The sequence below is a fragment of the Nocardia sp. NPDC050799 genome (assembly GCF_040654015.1).
GTDB lineage: Bacteria > Actinomycetota > Actinomycetes > Mycobacteriales > Mycobacteriaceae > Nocardia.
In genome coordinates this window covers 1-22,712 of the sequence record NZ_JBFAHF010000054.1, presented here as the reverse complement: position 1 = coordinate 22,712, position 22,712 = coordinate 1, and the positions used below count along the sequence as shown (strand labels likewise).

Here is a 22,712-nt window from a genome sequence, read left to right as displayed (position 1 = left end):
ACAAGCTACTTCCCCGCTACCACCGAAGCCCATGCTTCTGAGGGGCCCCGGCAGTCCACTTGCGTGCCCAGCCATCGACTCCAGTGCGCTGTACTTCCGCCCTCGGCGCGCCATGCCCACAGCCTGGTCGTGTACAGCCGCAGATGATGCTCGCGGGTAAATCCGATTGCACCCATAACTTGGTGGGAGATTTTCGAGGCCGTGCTCGCAGCCAGCCCGGACCGCACCTTTGCTGACGCGATCGCCCACGCAGCTGAGGTGACATCCAGGTCGTCGGCCATCCGGGCTGCCGCTTGGGCCGCGATGCCCGCTGCCATCGCCTCTCCTGCTGCTATCGCCAGCATCTGCTGTATGACTTGGAGCCTCGCAATCGGGCGGCCGAATTGAACGCGTTCGGTCGCGTATTGGGTGGCTACATCGACGGCAGTTTCGACAGCCCCGGCCATCATCAAGGACTTACCCAACGCAGACCGCAACGCAAAATCATGTTCCAGTTCCGGATCCACCGGGCCGACCGCAACCGGCCTCACTGCCTCGAGCACGACATCGTCGCGAGGCTCCTCGGCAACATTCGCTCCTCCGTCGATCCGAACGTCTCGGGCATCGACAACGACGGTCCTGTCCTCGAGGACGAAAATGATCTGCGTGGCATCTCGTGCCCAGGGAACCCTCCGCACCCTTCCGTGGAGCACGCCCGAGGAGTCGAGGCCGACCAGGTGGCGTTCGGTCGGGGCGGCAGTGGACACACCACGATCGGGCTCGAACCCGATCCGGTCGAGAGCCCACCCCGCCAAGAGGTCCGATTCGAGCAGAGGGAGGCGTGCGGCCGCGCCACCGGCCGATGCCAGCAGACCTGAGGCATCCAATAAGGTTCCGCCGCTTCCGCCGAGCTCCTCTCGGCCGGTCAATCTCGTCAGGCCCGAGTCTGCGCACACTTTCCACAGTTCTGTATCGAAGCCTGTGCCGTTGCGATCGGAGCGGGAAAATATCTGATCCGACAGGTCCGCCACGTCGTTGCCGCTCATCGAAGTCCCACTTCCTTGGCGATGATCCCGCGCAGGATCTCGTTCGCCCCTCCGCGAAGTGTGAACCCCGGAGCCTGAAGAATTGCCTCCGCAAGATGTCGCTCATAGGCATCCCCCGCTCGATCCGGATCCCTGTCGACCAAGCGCTGGGCCACCTCGATGACCTCGCTCTCGAATCGAGTGCCGATATCTTTCACAACCGCAGCAGCCACGTTCGGCGCGGCACCTGAATCCAACGCCCCTGCTACGCCCAGGGACATCTGTCGTAGGGTCCACAACTGCGCAAAAAGTTGTCCTACCTCGGCCGAGCGATCGGCGCCGGACCCCTTATCGGACCCCACTGTCAACAGGTCCACGTACAACGGAAACGTCGAGAGATATCGCTCGGGTCCGGATCGCTCGAAGGCAAGCTCGGAGGTCACCTGATGCCAGCCGTCACCGACCCGTCCCAGGACCATCTCCCGAGGAACGAAAACGTTGTCGAGCACCACCTCGTTGAAGTGGTGCCCGCCGGACAGAAGCCGAATCGGACGGATCGCGACGCCGGGCAGGCTTGTTTCCACGATGAACTGAGAAAGACCAGCGTGCCTGTCGCTATCGTCACGGGTCGAAGTTCTTGCTAGAACGATCATGGCGCCCGCCAAATGCGCACCTGTGGTCCACACTTTCGTTCCGGATATCAACCAGCCGCCCTCCGTGGCAACTGCACGGGTTCGGATCGATGCGAGATCCGATCCGGAGTCCGGCTCGGACATGCCGATCGCGAAGAAGACCTCACCTGCCACGAGGAGAGGGAGATACCGCTTCTTTTGCAGGGTGGTCCCGAATCGCACCAGAGATGGGGCGACTTGCCTATCGGATATCCAGTGCGCCGCGACCGGGGCTCCGGCGGCGAGGAGTTCTTCGGTCACGACGTAGCGAGCCAGCGCGCTGAGCCCGTGACCGCCCAGTTCCCTCGGAACCGTCATTCCCAGCCAACCCCGTTGCGCGAGCCGTTTCGAGAATTCTTCATCCCACGCTGTGTGCCACGAATCGACCTGGGGCGTCCAACTGCCGGCGTCCAACTCCTGCCTGATGAAGTCGCGAACCTCATCGCGGAGGTCGGCGAACTCGGCAGGCATCCGTATAGGGTCGGGCACCAACCCGGTCAACCTACTTCGATTTGCCACGGGAATCACTGCTCGATTCGTTCATTCCTACCAAGGTGGCGACCATCGTGTGCCTGCACTGAGTACCCGACGGTCGACGAACGGGCGGAGGGTCGATTGCCGCGTTCACTTGGCAGTGACGTTCTCGGACTCCTTCATGGCGGGGATGACCTCTTCCCCGAACAGGCTCATACAGGAACGAGCCTTCTCGAAGGGGATTCCTGCGTAGTCGATCATCAGATTGACTTCCTGAACGCCGGCGTCGGCAAGATCGCGGAACTGTGCAGTCACCTCATCGGGGGTTCCGAAGACCAGGTGTTCGAGGTACGACTCGAGCGATGGGTCGCCCGGCTGCGGCTTGGCGATAAGCCGACCGCGCTCGACCTCGATGATCTCGGTTCGCAAGCCGTAGCCCATGCGGGTCAGTAGTCGCGAGCGAACGAGGGCATCGTTGCGCTCGGACTCGTACTCCTTGGTACCGCGGCGAGCGGATGTCACGTAAACCTGCCGGTTCATGCCGTTGACCCAATGATCACCGGAGAGCCCGAGGCGCTTCCGCTCGGCAAGGTAGATCTCGTGGTGTGAGCTGGACTCTCCGAAGAACTCATCCGCGGACTTCTCCGTACCCTCGCTCGCTGCGGACCTGTCATTGCCGGTCGCCTTCTTCACCTTTGCCAGACTCGTACCGAACACTCGGAACTCGGTAGAGGCCGCGGCACGTACCGAACTCTCGGAAGCCACGCCGATCATGATCTTGGGATGGGGCTTGGTGAACGACTTGGGTAGCACGTTGATCGGTTTGCTCACGTTGAAGTATTTGCCCTGGTATGTGAACTCGTCGGAGGTCCAAGCACCGAGCAGGAACTCGAGCGCCTCCGCGTACATGTCCTGTCGCTCCTCGTACGGAAGGCCCAGGCCGTTGAACTCGATGTGCTGGTAGCCGCGGCCGATTCCCAATTCGAAGCGGCCGCCGAGCAGCAGGTCGGCCGTAGCCACATCTTCGGCAAGGCGAATCGGATTCCAGAACGGAAGCACAGCAACCGCACTGCCGAGTCGAATACGATCGGTGTGCTGTCCGATCGCGGCGGCGAGGAGTATCGGGTTGGGGCTGTAGCCGTAGTTCGAGAAGTGATTCTCCGCGAATGAGATGGAGTCGTAGTTGAGACTCTCCGCGAGCTGTGTGAGTTCGATGGTCTCCCTGAGTCGATCGCCGTGACTATAGGTGATGTCGGGCGTCTGCTGCGTGAAGAGATTGCCGAATTGCATTGGCGGAGCCTTCCTTCGTTGTTGCGGCGGGCGGCGAAGCTGTCCGCGGGCGGGTCCTGCAGTGCGAATCGACGCGATGCACACGCGGTCTCCACCATTACCAAGCAAGCCATTGCTTGGTAATGTGACCCTAGCCACGATGGGGGGTGTCGTCAAGGTGCCGGCAGCCTGTGCGGCGCCAGGAAGAGAGCTATGAGTTCGAACTACGCACTGGACTCACAGTTGGGCGGCCAGCCAACTCTACCGCCTGAACGCGCTGGTCCGATCCGCGAGCGAGCAGACTCGACGGAGTCGTCCCTCGTTGTTGCGGCGGGCGGAGACTGCCCGCGGGCACATTCTACAGCGCGATTCGACGCGATGCGCACACGGTTTCCACCATTACCAAGCAAGCCATTGCTTGGTAATGTGCCCGTTGCCGCGACGGGGCGCCGCCAAGGCGCCGTCAACCTGAGCAGCGCCAGGAGGAGAAGCTATGAATTCGAACTACGCAGTGGACTCAGAACTGGGCGACCAGCTAACCCTACTGCCGAAACTCGATGACCCCGATCTGCGAGTGAGCAGACAGAGTCTCGCTGACGCGATGTCCCGATTGCCGGAACCCGACTCGTCGGGCCTGACCGTCACACGGCGAGAAGCTCCGGGCAGGCGTGGCGCGAACCACGTTCCGGTCACTGTTTACACGCCCGACCTTCCAGCGAGGCGCGCTTGCGTCTTGGATGTGCACGGCGGCGGGTTCACGATGGGATCGGCCGCGATGAATCATGCGGTCAACATTCGCATCGCCCGTCGTCTCAATGTCCCGGTCGTGAGCGTGGACTACAGGTTGGCGCCCGAAAATCCCTACCCGGCCGCGATCGACGATTGCTACTCGGCGCTGCACTGGGTGCAATCGGGAGGGCATGAGGACGACGACGGTGCGGTGGATGTTGCTCTGCACGGATTCAGTGCGGGTGCTGGACTGTGCGCCGCGCTGGCGCTCCTGGCGCGAGACGAAGGTGGGCCGCAGGTCCTCTTTCAGTACCTTGGGTGCCCCCTCCTCGACGACCGCCTCGAGACCAAGAGCATGCGGGAGTTCACTGATACACCGATGTGGACCCGCTCGATGACGGCGACGAGCTGGCGCTCATATCTAGGCTCCCAGTACGCACCCGGCACCCCTGCACCAGCGTACGCCGCGCCTGCCCGCGCCGAAGAACTGTCGAATCTGCCGCCCACCTACCTCTCGGTGATGACCTTCGATCCGCTGCGCGACGAGGGGATCGGCTACGCCCAACGCCTCATCGATAGCGGAGTGCGGACCGAACTGCACCTATTTCCGGGAACATTCCACGGTTCAAACCTCATTCATCGAGCGGCCATCTCGAGGCGTGAGACCGATGAGCGCATCGAGGTACTGCGCGCAGGGCTCTCATTGCCGTGACCAGGTAGGCCGCACTCAGCTCTTCGGTCAGATAGTCCAACGATACGTGCCCCGCATACCCACACGGGACCAAATAACAACCGAGCGCTTGCTTGTTAACTGGCCCTAGCTTACGATCCGTAGGAGTGCAGCCCGCACCATGGGCGCAGGACTCCATCGACCTGGAGCTATCGACCCGAAGCGCCGAGCGCGTTCGGACTCCCCGACCGATCTGCGGACAGCAGCGTCAGGAGATATTCATGAACATATCGCGTGAGCAAGCACTCGAACACGCGTCGGTCCCGACGCTTCTGATGTGCCTTGCCCAGGTCACCGGTGAGGATCGGTGGCTTCAGGAGCCTTTCCTGCCGGCCCGGGAAACGCAGCTTTTCGGCGATGACACCGGCGGACTATCCGCAGAACTTCAGGCAGTGGTTCGCCGGGCCGCATTGCGGATGCTCGACCACCCACCAGCCCACAGCCCTGATCTCGACGCTGCGAAATTGAGCCGGATGATGAGCGTGTGCGTAGGAGAGACCGTCGGCGACGAATACGTTCCGATGTTCATGGAAGAGATGGGGGTATCCAACCGCGACGTACACTGGCGGTCGCCCCGATCCCCCTCTGCTGCGAACTCGTTCACGGTCCTTGTCATCGGGTCAGGTATCGCGGGCATTGCGGCTGCAACCAAGTTGCAGCGGCTAGGTCTGAACTTCCGGATCCTCGAGAAGAATCCCGATCTTGGAGGCACCTGGTTCGAAAACGGGTATCCCGATAGCGGCGTAGACACACCAAATCACTTCTATTCCTACTCATTCGCGACAAAGGTGGATTGGAGCAGGTATTTTTCCAAGCGCGATGAAATCCTTCGGTATCTGAAATCGGTGGCGTCCAGTCACGGGATTGCGGATCGAATTGAGTACGACACAGTAGTGAAGTCGACAGTGTGGGACGACACAGAGAAGTCCTGGACTGTCAGGGCTGTCGGGCCGGGCGGAGAGAAACAGTTCTCAGTGAACGCTGTCATCACGGCTGTCGGGCAACTCAATCAGCCGAACGAGTCTCACTTCACGGGTCTGGTCGAATTTCCCGGAATTGCAGTGCATTCGGCCCGTTGGACACCGGACCTCGACCTCAGCGGCAAGCGAGTTGCTCTTGTCGGCACCGGGGCGAGCGCGATTCAGTTGCTACGCTCGGTCGCCGACAACGCCGAACACGTAACGATTTTCCAGAGAACACCCGCCTGGGTTCGTCCGAATCCGGACTACCACCGTACGGTTTCTACCGAGGCATTGTGGTGTCTCGAAAATATTCCTCATTATGCCCGATGGTACCGGTTCCAGCTCTTCTGGCGCTTCGGCGATTCGCTGCTCGACAGCCTGCGCCGCGATCCCGAATGGCCCCATTCTCAGCGCTCTATCAACCGCCACAACGATCGGCATCGCGAGCAGCTGACAGCCTACCTGGAATCGGAACTCGTCGACAGACCGGACCTGATCGCGAAGACTCTTCCAAATTATCCTCCGTATGCGAAGAGAATCTTGATCGACAACGACTGGTTCAAAGCCCTGCGCCGAGACAATGTCACCCTCGTAACCGAAGGCGTCGATTCCATTGAAGGCAACGATCTACTCACCACCGCGGGCGAGCGCTATTGTGCAGATGCCATTATTTTCGCCACGGGCTTCGACGCCGCCAATATGCTCAGCTCGGTAGAGGTCATGGGGCGCGGGGGCCGAAATCTCCGAGATGTATGGGGAGTCGACGACCCTCGCGCCTACCTCGGAGTTGCTGTGCCGGAGTTCCCTAACTTCTTCTGCCTATACGGGCCCAACACCAATCTCGCGCACGGCGGAAGCATCATTTTCCAGATCGAGTGCCAAATAAGATACGTCACCAGTTGCCTGGTTCAGATGCTCGAGTCCGGCTACGACTCCATGGATGTCCGTCCCGACGTCTACGCGCGCTACAACGATGAGATCGACTCTGCGCACGATCAGCTCGTTTGGTCACACCCGGGCGTGACCAGCTGGTACCGGAACTCCAAGGGGCGTGTCTTCAGCCCCCTTCCCTGGCGCCTGGTCGACTACTGGTCGATGACACACGATGCGGACCTCGATGACTTCGTGACCGACCGCGCCTCGGCCACGAAGAGAGTCAGCGCGATCCGTTCAATCTGACTAGCTACTGGAAGCAATCGCTTGCTACAGTCTTGTTACGGCTGGTAGCAAACTAAAGAATAGGCGAGAAATATGTCGGATAGTCCGGTGCATTCGAGGAGCGCAGCTAAACCCCGTGGCCGACGAGCCGGGGTCCAAGACAGTACACGTCGGGCCGAGATATTGGCTACAGCAAGCCAGGTCTTCGCCGACCGGGGGTACGCAAACACGAGCGTGCGTGACATTGGTGCAGAGTGCGGGATCCTGTCGGGGAGTCTTTACCACCACTTCTTATCCAAAGATGCAATGTTGCTGGAGATTCTCGAGCGGTCTATGGACGGATTGCTGGTCAAATACCTGAACGTCAAGGTGAGCACCGACGATTCGAGAGCCCGGCTGCGCAATCTCTTCGAAGTGGCACTTTCGTTCGTGGCGTACGAGCCCAACGTCGCCAGGATTCTCCAGAACGAGTTTAATCAACTCAAGCACATCGACACGTTCAGGCCGTTACTGAACCGGTACAACGAGATCCGGAAGGTAGTGTGGCGTGACGTCTTGGATCAAAGCGTCGAAGAGGGGCTGATTCGGTCGGACTTCGACTTGGATATGGCATACCGCATCATCATGGGGGCGGTACTGTCTGCGGTCCACTGGCTGAACCCGGATGGGGAGTACTCCATTGGGCAGATCGCGGACCAATACACGATCATTATCATCGATGGACTTCATTCCTGAGATTTTCTTAGTTTACTCCTGAAGAAACTCGGTGTGCCGCACGAGCTAATTGGGTCTGGACCCTGCGGTCGCCGCAGGGTCACTTGATCGATTCCAGTCCGATTCAGGCATATCAGGGATTTCGTTTTCCCAGCAATTATGCGAAGTCAGCATTCGAAGCCGCCACCGTGGCTGCATATCGGTTATGCGCGTCATGCTCTTCGATTCTCTCGCCTGCTGATCCAGGTGGGCGTGAACCTCAGGGTGCAATGCTTGTTGGTACCTTGACCACCACATAGATACGGTTCCCGTTCGATGGCGGTGGCCACGGGGAAGGGTTCTGGCGCAGGAATCGCGATGGCGCTACTGGGAGTATCGCCGCTCAGCCCTGCTGCTGGTATCACTGCACCGGTGCGCTGGTGATCTTGTTCGAAGGTTTCTGCTGCACTTCACTTTGTGGTGATCAGCGATATCCAGAGCGACCACGAACGGGTCGTCGTACAGGCTGTTGTTGCAGGCCGGCCCTGGCCGGACGCGCCGGTGCACACTTGGCGCGGCGGCTCGGGTTGTCGGCCAGCCGCGACACTCTGCTGCGACTGGTCCGTGGTAGGCCCGATCCGCCGGTCGATGTGCGTAATTCCTGGGTGTCGGCGATTTCCTTGTCGGACGCGGCCGCAGGCACGGCACCGCCCTGCTGGATATGGCCACGCATCGCCCCGATCGATTTCCTCGGCGATCGAGGGGCCGGCACCTCGGCGACATGACTGTCGGCAAATCCAGGGATCGAGATCATTGCCCGAGACGGAGCCGGAGCCTATGTCGAAGAAGATAGATGCGGTACGCCGCAGGCCATCGGTGGCGCAACCGAGCATGCCGGATCTATGCGCGACTTCGCAGTCGGCTCCAAGATCCGGCCGGCCCGATTACCTACTCACCATTGCGTGACACGGCACCAGCAATCAGAACGCGCCACTCTGCCACAAGGGGAAAGTCGTAGGCTCATAGGTCATGGCAGCGGCCCGTAGACGATGAAGACATTCCCCCAGGGATCGCGCGCCGCAGCGCGCACCTCGTGCGGTCCGTCCTCGGGGCCGCGCACTACTTCTCCCCCGCTGGCGATCACCAGATCAAGCGTCCGCCGGACATCTGCGACTTTGAAGGAGGCGGATGGCACATCCGCGATCTGTTCGGACTCACCGGCCAGCGCCAGCTTCACGTTACCGGCGCGGAGGGCAGCGTATCGGTCGCCATCGACGAACAGTCGCGCGATGGAAAACACACCCTCATAGAATTCAGCTGCTGCCTGGACGTTGGCGACAGGGTAGAGGACATTTCCGATCGAGGCTTTGTCAGGTGTAGCAGGCGTGTCATGGGATGTCATGGCCGGCCGCCCAGTGCCGCGGCGTGCGTTCCGAACCCTCGCTGATAGTAGGTGAGCGGCGATGACTCTATCGTGTCTGCGACGCTTACTTTTCCGATCACGACGACGTGGTCGCCGCCCTTCACGAAGTCGATAGCCTCGCAGGCCAACCAGCCGTGCGCGTCGCTCAACCGCGGCAGCCCGTTGTCTTCGGACCAGGCGACACCGTCGAACTTGCCAATACCCTTCGTGGCGAACTTCCCTGCCAATCCTGCCTGCTCGCTCGCCAGTATGTTCACCCCCACACGACGGGTGCGTTGCACGGCGCTCAATAAATCGGACCGCTCATCGAGTGCAACGAGTATCATGGGAGGCCCCATCGACAGGGACGCAAATGCGCTTACTGTAGTTCCGTGCGGGCGCCCGTCGACAATCGTTGTCACAACACTGACAGGGGTGCAGACGTTCGACATGACTTCTTTGAAGGATTGCTGAAGTCCGGCCACCAATTGTTCAGATGCCATGGCACATCTTCCTTCGATCGACCCGGTAAACCGAGCAACTGCTTGCTTAGTTCCTTGATAGTGTCCATACAGCAGCCGCTTGTCAAGCCTGCCGAAGCCGAAATTGCGTGAACGTCGCGCCGATACATGTCACCTTTCAAGATCATCCCAAGCGCTCGACAGAGTCAGCCGACCCGCAAGATACAGGTCACAGCGCACGGGGCGCCGATTTGGTCGGCCGACGATGATCGCGTTGCCGCCCGAGTGTCGACGCGCGAGCCTATGGGTGTGGGACGCCCTGGGGGGTAGATTATGTGAGGTGGATCGCATTAGGCTCTTGACATCGAGCGCCGGTAGGGCTTGACTGAGCAAGCGGTTGCTCAAATTGACCAAGCGCTTGCTCAACCGACAATCACTTATGTTAGCGATCGCGCGCTCAACTGAGCAAGCGCTTACTCGGTGATTCCGAGACTCGCAGACTGGTGTTGCAGGCGGTGTTCTGCCCGTCCCAACTCATCTCAAGAGGAGTTCCACAATGGCTCGACGCAAACGCGATCATCTTCGGTTCGGGGTTTTCAGCGCACCGTTTCACCTTCCCATCGGTCGGAGCCCCAACCTTCTGATTCATCGCGATATCGCTCTCGCCGAGCATCTGGACCGGCTGGGTTTCGACGAGTTGTGGATGGGCGAACATCACTCGATCGGCGCCGAGATCATCGGCGACCCATTGCTTTTCCTGTCACACGTAGCAGCGCGTACGAGCAACATCAGACTTGCCAGTGGTGTGGTGTCACTGCCGTATCACAATCCTCTTCTGCTGGCGGATCGGTTCTCACTGCTCGATCACATCTCTCGGGGCAGGGTTATTCTCGGCATCGGACCGGGCGCGCTCACCACAGACGCTCACATGATCGGCCTCGAGCAAGAAACTCAGCGTGAGGCTTTCGCGGAGGATGCCCAGGTGCTGGTGGACCTGCTCAACGGTGAGTGGGTAACAGCGAAGACCGATCGCTACACACTCAACGATGCTCACCTGCACCTGACACCGTACTCGGACTTCGAGATGACCGTGGCGGGCACCGCCACCCCGACGGGTCCGCGGATCGCTGGACGCCACGGACTCGGTCTGCTGACCTTGGGTGCAACCTCGGCGGCAAAGACGTCCGATTCGGTCTTGTCGGGAGCCTGGGACACGTACTGCCTCGAGGCAGCAAAGGCTGGTCACGCCCCGGACCGGAACGGGTGGCGTCTGGTCGGCTACGCACACGTCGCCGAGACCGAAGAGCAAGCACGCAACGACGTCCGGCACGGAATCGATGCATTCTTCGATTATCTGCAGTACACGCAGGCATCGGCATATTACGGTTCGCTGGGGATCAGCACGACCGACGAGAGAATCCAGTACGTTATCGACTCCGGCATGGGTGTGATCGGAACTCCCGAACAGGTCGTCGAACAGATCACGCACATCCGTGAACAGACGCGTGGCGGATTCGGCGCTTTCCTTCTCGGACACCATGAGTGGGCCGATTGGCACTCGACTCTACGTTCCTACGAGCTGTTCGCCGAGCAGGTGGCACCTCATTTTCAGGGGCAGCTCGACGCACCCATACGGAGCAAGAAATGGTCCGAAGACAACCGTGACGAACTGGGCCGAGGCCAACGCATCAGCATCGCCCGGGCACTCGGAGAACCAGAACCGACCAACCTGAAGTAGCGGCATGTAGTTGTTACTGAGATACCTGGAGACAGCATGTCCAAACTGCGCCCGCCAGATAGCAGCCACTTACACCTTGGATGCTTTTTTCCCGCCGGGCAAACTACCTTCTTGCTCTCCGACGAGGCGGTGCGTCGAACTCCACCGATGACGCGCAAGAATCTCGTCGATTTCGCGCAAGCAGCAGAACTCGTCGGCTTCGACTCGCTGTTCATCGCAGACAATTGGTCCGGACATCAGCGGATTTCGGAAGCAAGCAAACATCAGGGCCCCAGTTATCATGCGGCCCTATTGGCTATGGCTCTGTTCGCGGTCACCGAGAACATCGGAGTCATCTCGACCATTCACACCAGCTACCATCACCCGGCCCACATCGCAAGAATGGGCGCAACACTCGACGCCTTCAGTGGCGGGCGTTGGGGATGGAACATAGTCACTGGTTTCCTCGAGCAAGAAGCGGGACTGTTCGGTGACGAGCCTGTCGAACACGACGAGCGGTACCGTCGAGCCGCCGAGTTCGTGGACGTGGTCAAGCTGCTGTGGTCGGAGTTCGAGCCGATTGACCATCGCGGTCAGAATTACACTGCGGCAGGGCGTTTGAAGGCGCCCCGTCCGGTTCAACAGCCTCATCCGTTCTTGATCAACGCGGGTGCTTCACCCGCCGGCAGTGCTTTTGCCGCCCGCTACGCCGACATGATGCTGATGATGGCAGAGAACGAGGACCGCGTCCGCGAAGTCGACGAACGACTGGAGGCGCTGACCGCGCCCCTGGGTCGGTCCGTGGCCACAGCAGCGTTCTGCGTGAGCATCGTGCGGGAAGGCGAGGGGGAAGCAGAGGAAGAGTGGGACCGTCTGACTGCGTCCATCAATCTTGCAGCGACGAAGGAACTCGCCGCCGATATCGTCGGGGGCGTCGAGTCGATGCAGGGCATCTTCGCAAAAATGGGAGAGGACGAAGCCGCGCGCACCTTCGGATCTGCAGGATCGACAATTCACCTGGTAGGAACGGCCGAACAGGTTGCTGAGAAGCTTATTTCGCTCAAGCAGAATACCAACGCTACGGGTGTGTTCGTCAACTTTCCGCTGTGGAGCGCCGCCGAACTGCAAACCTTCACTCCTGTACTGCCGCATCTACTGGACGCCGGTGTCTGGCAACCACCGGAGACCCGTAAGTACTCATGGTGACGTGGCCGTACCCCCGCACAGATCCAACAGCTTTGACTCGCATGAGGCCTGGTTTACGAACATGCCGTAGGAGGCACGCATGAAGCTCACATTTTCGGAAGGGTCGTATCTCGTCACCGGCGGTGCTGTGGGGATCGGAGCTGCGGCAGCCGAGTATCTCGTGGCATCGGGGTTGAACGTAGTGGTCGCCGACTTCGACGTCGAGAACGGGACGGCGACCGCAGAGCGACTCGCCGCCGCTGGGCCTGGTAAGGCAAAGTTTCTTCGCGTCGACGTTTCCGACGAGGCTGGCGTCGAGGCGGCAGTCGCTGAGACCGTCGGGGCGTTCGGCCCCCTTGCGGGCGCGCTCAACTGTGCCGCCTACCTGCCGCGAAACAAGCGCGTTCACGAGATCACGGCCGAGCACTGGAGTAAGTCCCAATCGGTGTCGCTACAGGGAATGTTCCTGTGCTTCAAGCACCAGATCACAGCGATGCAGCCGCAGGGGGCCGGGTCGGTCGTCGCGATCTCCTCGACCGCAGCGGTGAAGGCAGTTCCCGGAAGTTCCGACTACGTCTCGGCTAAGGCCGGCGTCAATGGCCTTGTCCGCGCAGCCGCGATGGATTACGCCGCGGACGGGATCCGCGTGAACGGCATCATGCCGGGCGCCATTCTGACGCCTGGGTTCAAGCAATCGAACGCCGCGAACCCGAATCTCGGGGGTGTAGCCGAGCTGCTTCCGATCAAGCGGATCGGCCGCCCCGAAGAGGTCGCGGCCGGCGCGGTGTGGCTCCTGTCGAGCGAGTCATCCTACGTCACCGGAGCCGTGCTCCCCATCGATGGCGGGCTATCAGCCGTCTGAGCGCTCACCGCCCAGCAGTACAGACATTGGGGCCAAGCACTTCCAGAAGGCGTTCCATCCCTCATGAAGCGGACTCCGAACCAGCCGCGAAATCGACAGCACAAGTATGTCAATCGCACGACGCACCAGCGATCGTGCACTCACAGTAATGGGAGAAAGTCATGATTGATCTGGATGTAGCGCGGTTGGTATCCGAGGCCGACATCACGAACCTTATCATCGAATACTGCAACAGTATCGACGCAGGAGACTTCGCCCGAACAGGGAGGTTGTTCGAGAAGGGAACCTGGTTCTACGACCCAGCTTCCCCAATTACCGGAGCGGCTGCTGCGACGAAGTTTCTGGAGGGCTTGGTGCTTCTTTATGACGGAGTTCCCAAGACCAGGCACGTCCTGTCGAACTTCCAAATCAAGCTCTCCGAGGACTTCGCCTCGGCCACAGCCGTCTCTTATGTGGTGGTCTTTCAGGCAGCACCTGAATCAGTACCTCAGATCATTTTCCAGGGCGCCTACGATGACACATTTGTCTGTGAACACGGAATCTGGCGATTCGATGTACGCCGCTTCACCTGTGACGGAATTGGCGATCTTTCCCGGCATCTCAAGCGTATCGCCTCACCCCTCGTCCGCTGATCTCGATCGGGAGCGCTCGAATTGCAGGCCGATCGGCCTCTGCCCCGCAGTTACAGGCAATTCCATAGAAAGTTGATATTCTGAATGAACATTTTTGATCAAATGTACATTGGTGGCGAGTGGGTCGACTGCTCTTCCAGCAAAGTCATCGAGGTAGAGAACCCCGCTACCGAGGAAGTGGTTGGAACGGTGCCCGCTGGCACCCGGGCAGATGTTCTGAAGGCAGTGGCGTCTGCGCGGTCGGCCTTCGAATCATGGCAGCGCAGCACAGTCGGCGAGCGCAAAGAGCTGCTTCAGCGTGTCAGTGACGGAATCGCCCGCCGCACGGGAGAACTTGCCGTGGCAATTTCCGTCGAGGTCGGTTCTCCCATGCGCATCGCCGGACCCATTCAGGCCGGCTTGCCGAAGACAGTTGTCGACAGTTACGTCGATCTGCTGGAATCCTTCGAGTTCGAACACAAGGTTGGAAACTCGCTCGTGGTACGGGAAGCCGCAGGAGTGGTCGGCGCGATCACCCCATGGAACTACCCGCTCCACCAGATCGTCTGCAAAGTGGCGCCTGCACTGGCAGCGGGATGCACCATCGTTCTCAAACCCAGCGAACTGGCACCGACAGCGGCCTACCTATTCGCCGACATCCTTCACGAAGCAGGAGTGCCGGCGGGCGTGTTCAACCTGGTTTCCGGACATGGGGCAGCAGTGGGTGAGGCAATCGCTGGTCACCCGGAGGTGGACTTGGTGTCGTTCACCGGATCGGTGAACGTCGGCAAGCGGGTCGGCGAACTGGCCGCCGCGAACATCACGAGGACCGCTCTCGAGCTCGGTGGGAAATCTGCGAGCGTGATCTTGCCTGACGCCGACCTAGCGAAAGCAGTCAAGGTCGGAGTGCACAACGCATTCCTCAACGGTGGCCAGACGTGTATGGCGTGGACGCGGATGCTCGTCCACGCCGATCAATACGACGAGGCCCTCGCAATTGCGGCGTCGGTGGCCGCCTCGTACTTTCCAGGCGATCCTCTCGATCCTGCTACCCGACTCGGACCGATGGCCTCGGCAGCACAACGAGAGCGTGTCGAACGCCTGATCGGAGTCGCCATTGGCGAGGGCGCAAGTGTGGTGGCAGGCGGCCCCGGGCGCCCAGTAGGCCAGGACCGCGGTCACTACGTTTCCGCCACAGTTCTTGCCGATGTACACCCCGACTCGACCATCGCCCAGGAGGAAGTCTTCGGGCCCGTTCTGTCCATGATTCGATTCAACGACGAGGAGGAGGCCCTACGCATTGCGAACAACTCCGCGTACGGACTGTCCGGTGCCGTCTGGTCCACGGACGAGCGCCGCGCTATCGACTTCGCGCGCCGTGTGCGGACGGGACAAATGGACGTCAACGGCGGACGTTTCAATCCGATAGCACCGTTCGGCGGCTATAAGAAGTCCGGAATAGGGCGTGAGCTGGGCGTCGCAGGGTTGGAAGAATTTCTCCAGATGAAGGCCATCCAGCTGTAGCCGATGAGTACGCCGAAGTTCGACGGGACGTTCGTTCGATTCAGGAAATAAAGCGCCTCGTCGAAATTCACTGCGCGGCATCTAGATTGCGCTATGAGCCCCGCTCACCATCGAGGGCCGTCGCGGCCTCATACACCTAGAACGACACCGAATTCGTAGAAATCCTCGTCAGCACCATCTCTAGCAACATCATCGACAGCGAAATTCTGCCACCATCGGCGACGTCGAAAGCGTCCGATGCACCTGTTCTCGTTGCTACGAAAGAAGTCTTATCCTGTGAAGTACGGTGTAATTTTCGGCCATGGCCTGGACAATGGAGTCGGCTTTGCGGAATATGTGGTTCCGGCGGCCCGGACGGCGGAGGAGTTAGGCTTCGAGTCGGTCTGGATCGGTGAGCATGCGGTCATCCCGAAGCACGACACTCTCTACCAGTTCACTCCGGATGGTAGCCTTCCGTTTCCTGACCGGACTCCAATTCCAGACCCGCTGATCTGGCTATCCTATGTTGCCGGTGCCACTGGCACGATCAATCTCGGTGCCGGCGCGGTAATTCTCCCGCAACGTCAGGCCCTGCTTCTGGCAAAGGAGACGGCAACACTCGACAAGCTTTCCGGTGGCCGCCTCCTGCTCGGAGTTGCAGCCGGCTGGCTTCCGGAGGAGTCCGAAGCACTCGGTGTGCCCTTTGCCCGTCGAGGCGCCCGTCTGGACGAACACATCACCACGCTGCGCAGGGTGTGGCAAGAGGCTGCACCCACCATCGCCGGCGAGTTCACTCGGGTCGTTGAGGCAATCAGCTACCCGAAGCCGACCCGGGCGGGTGGTCCGCCGGTGATCATCTGTGGCGCTTCAGCGGCGGCTGCGAAACGGGCGGGCAAGATCGCAGACGGCTTCTATCCGATGCTTGGGTCGCCGCAGGAGCTGCCGCCCCTGATCGACCTGGTGCGAACGGCGGCTCTCGATGCCGGCCGTAATCCCGCCGATGTCGAGATCACGGTCGGCTCTTTCGAGCTCGCCACAGATCGGCTCTTCACTGAAGAAGCGATCAAGGAAGTTCGGGGCTATCGGGAAGCCGGGGCGGACCGGCTTGTGCTGTTCAGGACCAGCGATGTCACGATCGATGGCATCACGCGGTCGATGGACCACTTCATGACCGAAGTTGCGCCCGGAGTCGAATGAATCCGCTCATTGCGCGGCTCGTTCTGGGATCGCAGTCGTTATGGGCAGGGTTTCCTCGATCGGGGTGTGCCGGTCCCACTGTTACACCCAGCAGAGGTCGACGAGGTGTTGTGCACACCAGGGACGATGCCCGTCCACGTGCCCTTCGAGAGGGCCGCGCGATCCTGAGAGCGCGACACTCACGAAGCCTGTGCCTTCCCCCGCGAATCGGTCGGCTCGAGGATCGGTGGTGAACCAGTTCCAAGGTCCGTGTCGCGGCCCGCCCCTCCCGGAGGTTCGCACACTCATGGGTGCGTGGACCGGGTAGCCACCACCGTGTTCAGGAGGGAGAGGGCATCCGCGCTGGGGCTTCCTACGGGGGCGGTCGCGACAGTGAGCTGTTGTCCTGGTGCCTCGCGGACGTCGAGCGTCTGGTAGGTCAGGGTGATTCGGCCGACGTCGGGGTGGTTGATGACCTTCTCGGTCAGGCTGAGGCCTGCCACGGTCTGGTTCGCCCAGAACGCAGCGAACTCCGGTGACCCTGCGAGCATGCGGGACACGAGCGGAGGGACGGCCGGGTGGGGGTTGGCGAAGCCCGCGGCCAGACGCAGGGCGCTGACCGCAGCGCGGGCGACGTGGTCCCAGTGCGCGAAGTAGGTGCGTGCGGTGGAGTCGACGAACAGGTAGTCGAACGCCCCGAGGGCCAGCTGCGACGGGCCCAGAAGCGCCTTGGCCGTGGTGTTCGCGGCGAGGATCTGGAAACCGGGGTCCACGACGTAGGCGGCGGCGTGCGGGAAGGCATCCATGAGTTGAAGCAGCTCGGGACTGACCGGTCCGGACTCCGGCCGGGAGGAGGGTGCGAGCTTCGCGAGGCGGAAGGTGTGCTCGCAGGCGTCCGGGCCGAGCCGCAGAGCGGTGCACAGGGCGTCCACGACCTGCGCCGACGGGGTACGTTCCCGGCCCTGCTCGAGCCGGGTGTAGTAGTCGGCGCTGACACCGGCCAGCACGGCCACCTCCTCGCGCCGCAGCCCATCGACGCGCCGCGCGCCGACGGCGGGCAGACCGACGTCGGCGGGCGTGAGGCGGGAGCGCTGGGCGCGGAGGAACTCGCCGAGGGGGCCGGGTGATGTCGCCATGTACTTCACGCTAGCCGCGCTCGGCGGGCTCAGGCAGGGTGCGGTCCTCCCCGCCTCGCGGCTCGGGCGGCCGCCGGGCAGATCTGCCCGGAGCCCGGGAAAGGACCCGGTAGAGCAAGGACGGGACCGGGTCGACGCTGTAGAAGTCGGCGATCTCGACGGGTCTTGCGCCCTCGGGTACCAGTTCTGAATCTCCTCGACCGGTTCGGAGGAGGTGGCCTTGTCACCTGACGGGCTCGGTACGCGCGATGGTTGCCTCCAGTCCGGAGCGAATGCGGTCCATGGTCTGGGCGTAGGCCTCGTCGATATCGATGCCGAGCTTGTCGGCCAGGACGAACGTCCACCACATCGACTCGGCGAGCTTGTGCTCCAGCTCCGCGCGCGGGTCACCCTCGATGCCCCAGGTGCCGTCGTGGGCCAGAAGCAGGCGTCCGATGTAGCCGACATCGTTGGAGAAGCCGATCATCAGCTCGTGCAACGACCACGTCTTACCGTTGAACCGCTCCTCCAAGACCTCGTAGAGGGAGCGGACGGCGAGAGCCTGCTCGCGGGCGGCGGTGAGCGACGTCGTGGGTTCAGCCATGGGAGTTCTCCTTCGAGGTGGTGGCCGAGGGGTCGACCGTTGGTTGGGGGAAGGCGGCCATGGCTCGGTTCGCCATGGCCAGCAGGGACTCCCGCGGGGTCCCGTCGGCGGCGCGGACGGCGAAGCCGCTGCTGAGCGTGATGAGGAAGGTGGCGAGCTCATCGGGGTCCTCATCCGCGGGCAGGTCACCATCGGCGATCGCACGCCGGAACCGGTCCGCGAACAGCCTCTGGACCGTCGCGCGGTTCTCCGCGAGCACGGCGTACTCACCCGAGTCGCCCGGCGTGGCGACGGCCTGGACCGACAGGCAGCCGGTTGGTCCCCCGGGCATGGTCACGGCGAGCGCGTTGCCGACGAGGAACGACTGCGCGCACTCCCGCGCCGTGGGCCGTTCCAGGGCTTCGGTGACGTACCCCATGTTCCGCTCGACGTACCGATACAGCGCTGCCCGGAACAGCTGGGCCTTGTCGCCGAACGCTCCGTAGACGCTGGGCTTGTTGATCCCCATCGCCCCGGCCAGCTCCGACAGGCTCGCGTCGGCGAAGCCGCGCCGCCAGAACACCTCCACCGCGGCGTCCAGCGCCTCGTCCGTGTCGAATGCGCGCGGTCTGCCCGGTCCAGCCATGGTCACCTTCTGCTCAGCTGCCGCTCGCCCATTTTCTTAACGCTCGGTACAGAAACATGTTGCCACAGATTCAGGGGCCGTGTCATGGCAGGATACGGGCGGAGAGGGGTGCAGTCCTCCCTGGTTCACCCACCCTTCCCGACTGGTCCGCGCCACCGCAGTCTTAGCTTGTGAGTCGGCCGGACTGCGCCCTTCCCACGACCACGAGGGCGCCCTGAGCCCGGCCGTTCGCCTCAACCCAGACGCCATACCCATCGCCCCGTCAGCGTCGGGGCCCACCCCGAGGAGCACGACATGCCCAGCACCGAGCACGACCCCACCATCGCCGAGTGGATCGCCGCGACCAACACGCACGACTCCGCCACCTACCTGGCATTCTTCACCGACGACGCCGTCCTGGACGACCCCTCGGTCGGGGAGGTCTTCGAGGAGCACGCGGGGATCAACGAGTACTTCCAGTCCTACTTCGTCGGCTACAACACCCAGACCCGACTGATCAGCACCGAGCCACGTGACGGGTACCTCCACGTCGAGGTCGAGTTCACCGGCACTTTCCCCGAGCGGCGTATCGGCGGGATCTTCGATGTCACGCTGAACACCGAGCGCAAGATCGCGCGCGTGCGAGCCGACCTGCGCCGGTAGGCGAGGATGGGTGATGTCTGGGCGGCGGCGTCCGGGTCAGTGATCGTGCCCCGGACGACGCCGCGTTCCGACGTCTCAGAGGTCGGTGACGCGCGTGCCCGCGATAGACGCCGCCAACGGTCCGTACGCCGAGGCAGGGCTCTGAAAGCCGGGCTGGTAGTCGCCTTCCGCAACGCGCCGCGCGATCTCGACGGAGCTGTGCTGGGTGAAGGTGTAGCCGGTCGAGGTGCTGATCACCGAACGGGCTACCTCTCCGTCCCGCCCGGTGACCTCGACCAGGGCTGCATAGCGTCCGACAGCGCGCTCTTCGGGTGTCGGGCCGTCCTTTGCGCTGTCGGCGGAGGGAAAGCCCTCGTCGGTGCGCAGGTAGACACGGATGTTCCCGATCCCGGTGGAACGCCGGGCGGTGATCGAGTCACCCATAGGCGCGAGCGTGTACTCCTCCTGGCCGTGACCCAGGTCGAACTTGCGGGTCTCTGACGCCGGCAGCGTGGTGAGCGTTCCGGTCTCACGGACCAGGGCGCCCAGGTCGCCGATGCCCGCGGCGCTGGCGAGCGAGCCGCGCGAGAACCCGCCCGTGATCCGCAGCGCGATCGCGATGCGGTCCGGGTTCGCGACGCGAGCCGCGGTGTGGACGGCGAGCGAATCGGTCGGTACGACGTCCCATCCGACACCGGACATGACCATGACCCCGGCGCGTACGGCGTCGGCACCCACCGACTCCGCCAGGGCGTAGACGGAGAACTCGGCGGTCGTGTCGAGGTAGTGCACGCCCGAGGCCAGGGCGGCCCGCACCAGGGGCTCGGCGGTCTCGCGGAAGGGTCCCGCGACGTTGAGGACGGCGGCCACCCCGTCCAGTCCCGCGACGATCCGTTCCGGGTCGACGAGGTCGAACGCGCGGCCCGGTACTCCGAGTGACGCGGCGAGCACGTCGACGCGTTCCGGGTCTCGCCCGGCGACGACGATGGGCAGTCCGCGGTCGCGGGCGTGCGTGGCGACGAGCCGGCCCGTGTAGCCGGTCGCCCCGTAGATCAGTACTGGCTTGTTCACATCTCTCTTCTTTCTGGCGTGATCGGCATGTCTGGCGGCGGCTGGTGTGTCAGGAGCTGTAGCCGCCGTCGACGTCGATCGAGGCCCCGTTGATCAAGCGTGCGGCGTCGCTGGCGAGGTAGGCAACCAGTGAGGCGACCTCGCTCGTGGTGCCGAATCGCCCGAGGGGAATCAGGGAACGCAGCCCGTCGGAGGCCGGGCCGTCTGCCGGATTTGCATCCGTGTCCACCGGTCCGGACTGGACGTTGTTCACGGTGATCTGCCGGGGCCCGAACTCGCGCGCCAGGCCCTGGACCAGGCCCGCCACGACGGCCTTGGTCATACCGTAGACCGACGTTCCGTCGTCGGGCATGTAGTGCGCGCTGGCGCTACCGATCGTGATAACCCGACCTCCAGGGCGAAGGTGGGGGACGGCGAACCGGATGAGATCAACCGTGCCGCGGACGTTCACGTCGATCATGCGGTCGTTCGCCGCGTCGTCAAGTTCGCCCCGCGGCTTGATGGTCCCTCCGCCGGCGTTGGCCACGACGATGTCCAGTCCACCCGAAGACGAGGAGTCCTCGACGAGGTGGCGCGGCTGATCCCGGTCGGCGCTGTCCACGGCCACCGCCCGGGCGCGCCCGCCGGCCTCCTCCACCCGGGCCACCAGCCGATCGGCGGCCGCGTGCGACGACGCGTACGTGAACGTCACGTACGCGCCCTCGGCCGCCAGCCGCTCGACCACGGCTGCGCCGATCCCGCGGCCACCTCCGGTGACCACTGCCTGCTGGTCCTTAAGTGTTTGCTGCACCACGTGCTCCCCTCTGCGGGACCCACAGAACTTAATGTAACTAGCACTGTTACATGTTAAGATATGTAACCGTTCCAGTTACGTCAAATGAGGGTGGGACCGGCGCATGAGCACGAACAGCAGGATGAGCGTGGCTGTCCATGTCCTGGCGTGGATTGCCTACGACCGCCGCGGCACCGACAAGGAGATCGCGACCTCCGAGCGGATCGCCACCAGCGTCAACACCAACCCGGTGGTGATCCGGCGCGCGCTCGGCCAGCTCAGGGCCGCCGGTCTGGTAGACGGAAGCCGCGGTCGCTCTGCGGGATGGCAGCTGACACGCGACGCGAGCCAGATCACCCTCCTGGACGTCTACCGCGCGGTGGGCGAGGGGGAGCTCTTCGCGCTCCCTGCGGCCCCGCCTGATGCTGAGTGCTACGTCGGGTACGGCATCCACAACGTTCTCGCCAACACCTACCGCGATGCCCAACGGGCACTGCGCGCGGAACTGGAGAAGGTCACCGTCGCCGACGTGCTCCGCGACGCGCTAGCACTGTCCGAAGCGCGGATCGCCGATTCCTCGCCCTGATCGGCCCGAGAGTCCCTCAGGGCGCCAACCCGACGATCACCTCGACGATCGCGGACGGCGACAACGTCGCCGTGATCGGGCACGTCGAAGCCGTCTCGGCCACCGGCGTAAGTACGCCAACAGCTTCGTCTTCGTCGCCACGCTCCTCGACGGCCACATCACCCGCGTGGACGAGTACATCGACGCCCAGCCCGCCAACGACGTGCTGTTCGCCAACTGGAACCACCCCCTCGGTCTCCCGAGCCAGGAGCTACAAGGAAAGAACTGGACCATGACACAGAGCACTCAGCAGATCAACGCGCACGACGAGGCCCAGATCCGGGCTGTCATCCTCGGATACGTCGGGGCACTGGACGGTCGTCGCTTCGAGCACATCGCCAACGCGTTCACGGGCACGGCGGAGCTCGAGAACACCTTCGAGAGCTACATCCCAGAGGGCGAGGCATTCACGGGAGTGCTCGCGCGCGGTGCGCAAAGCATCGCGGAGTCCGTCGGCGGTCTCATGGGCCGCCTCGACGCGACCCAGCACTTCCTGGGGCGATCTGGTTCGACCCCACCGACGAGGGGGTGCGCACACGCGGACACAGGTTATCGCGCACCACCACCGCGGCACGGATTAGGCCGCGTTTCATAAGCCGTGGCCGGATAACCACAGGTTGATTGCGGCGACGCGGACCGTGGCCAGGTAACGGACAGCGAGTTTGTCATAGC

General features: G+C 62.6%; 23 protein-coding genes. 12 read left to right on the top strand and 11 right to left on the bottom strand.

The genetic code is table 11. The features are described 5' to 3' along the window. Nucleotides 1–5 precede the first annotated feature (5 nt). The 3 genes from AB0H42_RS33195 to AB0H42_RS33185 all read right to left on the bottom strand — a co-directional run bounded on the left by AB0H42_RS33195 (nucleotide 6) and on the right by AB0H42_RS33185 (nucleotide 3,439). A complete protein-coding gene (locus AB0H42_RS33195) occupies nucleotides 6–1,025 on the bottom strand; it encodes an acyl-CoA dehydrogenase family protein (protein ID WP_357063152.1) in 1,020 nt (339 codons plus the stop codon). Beyond that, complete coding sequence (locus AB0H42_RS33190; protein WP_357063150.1) at nucleotides 1,022–2,146, bottom strand: acyl-CoA dehydrogenase family protein; 1,125 nt, start codon at nucleotides 2,144–2,146, stop codon at nucleotides 1,022–1,024. The genes AB0H42_RS33195 and AB0H42_RS33190 overlap by 4 nt, the downstream gene beginning before the upstream one ends. Nucleotides 2,147–2,299: 153 nt before the next feature. Then, the gene (locus tag AB0H42_RS33185; RefSeq protein ID WP_357063149.1) at nucleotides 2,300–3,439 is read right to left on the bottom strand and encodes an LLM class flavin-dependent oxidoreductase; all 1,140 of its coding nucleotides are present in this window, start codon (nucleotides 3,437–3,439) and stop codon (nucleotides 2,300–2,302) included. A gap of 472 nt (nucleotides 3,440–3,911) precedes the next feature. Between AB0H42_RS33185 and AB0H42_RS33180 the strand changes: the two genes are divergently transcribed. From AB0H42_RS33180 to AB0H42_RS33170, 3 genes are all read left to right on the top strand, one after another. Beyond that, a complete protein-coding gene (locus AB0H42_RS33180) occupies nucleotides 3,912–4,859 on the top strand; it encodes an alpha/beta hydrolase (RefSeq protein WP_357063147.1) in 948 nt (315 codons plus the stop codon). A gap of 239 nt (nucleotides 4,860–5,098) precedes the next feature. Further along, nucleotides 5,099–7,018, top strand: coding sequence for an NAD(P)/FAD-dependent oxidoreductase (locus AB0H42_RS33175; RefSeq protein WP_357063145.1), 1,920 nt, complete (start codon nucleotides 5,099–5,101; stop codon nucleotides 7,016–7,018). A gap of 72 nt (nucleotides 7,019–7,090) precedes the next feature. Then, nucleotides 7,091–7,732 carry a TetR/AcrR family transcriptional regulator gene (locus AB0H42_RS33170; protein ID WP_357063143.1) on the top strand — a complete coding sequence of 214 codons (642 nt, stop codon included), beginning with the start codon at nucleotides 7,091–7,093 and terminating at the stop codon, nucleotides 7,730–7,732. A gap of 985 nt (nucleotides 7,733–8,717) precedes the next feature. Here AB0H42_RS33170 and AB0H42_RS33165 read toward each other — a convergent pair. Both AB0H42_RS33165 and AB0H42_RS33160 read right to left on the bottom strand, forming a co-directional pair. Then, entirely contained in the window at nucleotides 8,718–9,092 is a 375-nt protein-coding gene (locus AB0H42_RS33165) for a VOC family protein (RefSeq protein WP_357063142.1), read from the bottom strand. After that, entirely contained in the window at nucleotides 9,089–9,595 is a 507-nt protein-coding gene (locus tag AB0H42_RS33160; protein WP_357063141.1) for a flavin reductase family protein, read from the bottom strand. The genes AB0H42_RS33165 and AB0H42_RS33160 overlap by 4 nt, the downstream gene beginning before the upstream one ends. 514 nt (nucleotides 9,596–10,109) lie before the next feature. Between AB0H42_RS33160 and AB0H42_RS33155 the strand changes: the two genes are divergently transcribed. The 6 genes from AB0H42_RS33155 to AB0H42_RS33130 all read left to right on the top strand — a co-directional run bounded on the left by AB0H42_RS33155 (nucleotide 10,110) and on the right by AB0H42_RS33130 (nucleotide 16,628). Beyond that, nucleotides 10,110–11,291 carry an LLM class flavin-dependent oxidoreductase gene (locus tag AB0H42_RS33155; RefSeq protein ID WP_357063139.1) on the top strand — a complete coding sequence of 394 codons (1,182 nt, stop codon included), beginning with the start codon at nucleotides 10,110–10,112 and terminating at the stop codon, nucleotides 11,289–11,291. A gap of 36 nt (nucleotides 11,292–11,327) precedes the next feature. Then, nucleotides 11,328–12,476 (top strand): LLM class flavin-dependent oxidoreductase, encoded by a 1,149-nt coding sequence (locus AB0H42_RS33150; RefSeq protein WP_357063137.1) that lies wholly within the window; start codon nucleotides 11,328–11,330, stop codon nucleotides 12,474–12,476. 79 nt (nucleotides 12,477–12,555) lie between these two features. Next, nucleotides 12,556–13,317: an SDR family oxidoreductase gene (locus AB0H42_RS33145; protein ID WP_357063135.1), complete on the top strand. Its 762-nt coding sequence runs from the start codon at nucleotides 12,556–12,558 to the stop codon at nucleotides 13,315–13,317. A 161-nt stretch (nucleotides 13,318–13,478) separates the two neighbouring features. Next, nucleotides 13,479–13,949, top strand: coding sequence for a nuclear transport factor 2 family protein (locus AB0H42_RS33140; protein WP_357063133.1), 471 nt, complete (start codon nucleotides 13,479–13,481; stop codon nucleotides 13,947–13,949). An 84-nt stretch (nucleotides 13,950–14,033) separates the two neighbouring features. After that, nucleotides 14,034–15,452 (top strand): aldehyde dehydrogenase family protein, encoded by a 1,419-nt coding sequence (locus tag AB0H42_RS33135; protein ID WP_357063132.1) that lies wholly within the window; start codon nucleotides 14,034–14,036, stop codon nucleotides 15,450–15,452. Between the two features lie 276 nt (nucleotides 15,453–15,728). Beyond that, complete coding sequence (locus tag AB0H42_RS33130; RefSeq protein ID WP_357063130.1) at nucleotides 15,729–16,628, top strand: TIGR03619 family F420-dependent LLM class oxidoreductase; 900 nt, start codon at nucleotides 15,729–15,731, stop codon at nucleotides 16,626–16,628. Between the two features lie 284 nt (nucleotides 16,629–16,912). Here AB0H42_RS33130 and AB0H42_RS33125 read toward each other — a convergent pair whose 3' ends face one another. From AB0H42_RS33125 to AB0H42_RS33115, 3 genes are all read right to left on the bottom strand, one after another. Next, on the bottom strand, nucleotides 16,913–17,743 hold the full coding sequence (locus AB0H42_RS33125) for a helix-turn-helix transcriptional regulator (RefSeq protein ID WP_357063128.1): 831 nt from the start codon (nucleotides 17,741–17,743) through the stop codon (nucleotides 16,913–16,915). A gap of 223 nt (nucleotides 17,744–17,966) precedes the next feature. Further along, nucleotides 17,967–18,326, bottom strand: coding sequence for a hypothetical protein (locus AB0H42_RS33120; RefSeq protein ID WP_357063127.1), 360 nt, complete (start codon nucleotides 18,324–18,326; stop codon nucleotides 17,967–17,969). Next, entirely contained in the window at nucleotides 18,319–18,951 is a 633-nt protein-coding gene (locus AB0H42_RS33115; protein WP_357063125.1) for a TetR/AcrR family transcriptional regulator, read from the bottom strand. Before AB0H42_RS33115 ends, AB0H42_RS33120 begins: the two co-directional genes overlap by 8 nt. A 294-nt stretch (nucleotides 18,952–19,245) precedes the next feature. On the opposite strand from AB0H42_RS33115, the gene AB0H42_RS33110 reads away from it, so the two are divergent. Next, a complete protein-coding gene (locus AB0H42_RS33110; protein WP_357063124.1) occupies nucleotides 19,246–19,593 on the top strand; it encodes a nuclear transport factor 2 family protein in 348 nt (115 codons plus the stop codon). A 75-nt stretch (nucleotides 19,594–19,668) separates the two neighbouring features. Here the strand turns inward: AB0H42_RS33110 and AB0H42_RS33105 are convergent, their stop codons facing one another. Further along, nucleotides 19,669–20,643: a saccharopine dehydrogenase NADP-binding domain-containing protein gene (locus tag AB0H42_RS33105; RefSeq protein WP_357063122.1), complete on the bottom strand. Its 975-nt coding sequence runs from the start codon at nucleotides 20,641–20,643 to the stop codon at nucleotides 19,669–19,671. 49 nt (nucleotides 20,644–20,692) lie between these two features. Continuing rightward, nucleotides 20,693–21,433 (bottom strand): SDR family oxidoreductase, encoded by a 741-nt coding sequence (locus AB0H42_RS33100; protein ID WP_357063180.1) that lies wholly within the window; start codon nucleotides 21,431–21,433, stop codon nucleotides 20,693–20,695. Nucleotides 21,434–21,539: 106 nt separating this feature from the next. Between AB0H42_RS33100 and AB0H42_RS33095 the strand changes: the two genes are divergently transcribed. After that, the gene (locus AB0H42_RS33095; RefSeq protein ID WP_357063120.1) at nucleotides 21,540–22,001 is read left to right on the top strand and encodes an Rrf2 family transcriptional regulator; all 462 of its coding nucleotides are present in this window, start codon (nucleotides 21,540–21,542) and stop codon (nucleotides 21,999–22,001) included. 16 nt (nucleotides 22,002–22,017) lie between these two features. Here the strand turns inward: AB0H42_RS33095 and AB0H42_RS33090 are convergent, their stop codons facing one another. Next, the gene (locus AB0H42_RS33090; protein ID WP_357063119.1) at nucleotides 22,018–22,158 is read right to left on the bottom strand and encodes a hypothetical protein; all 141 of its coding nucleotides are present in this window, start codon (nucleotides 22,156–22,158) and stop codon (nucleotides 22,018–22,020) included. A gap of 9 nt (nucleotides 22,159–22,167) precedes the next feature. On the opposite strand from AB0H42_RS33090, the gene AB0H42_RS33085 reads away from it, so the two are divergent. After that, a complete protein-coding gene (locus AB0H42_RS33085; RefSeq protein WP_357063117.1) occupies nucleotides 22,168–22,635 on the top strand; it encodes a hypothetical protein in 468 nt (155 codons plus the stop codon). Nucleotides 22,636–22,712 lie beyond the last annotated feature (77 nt).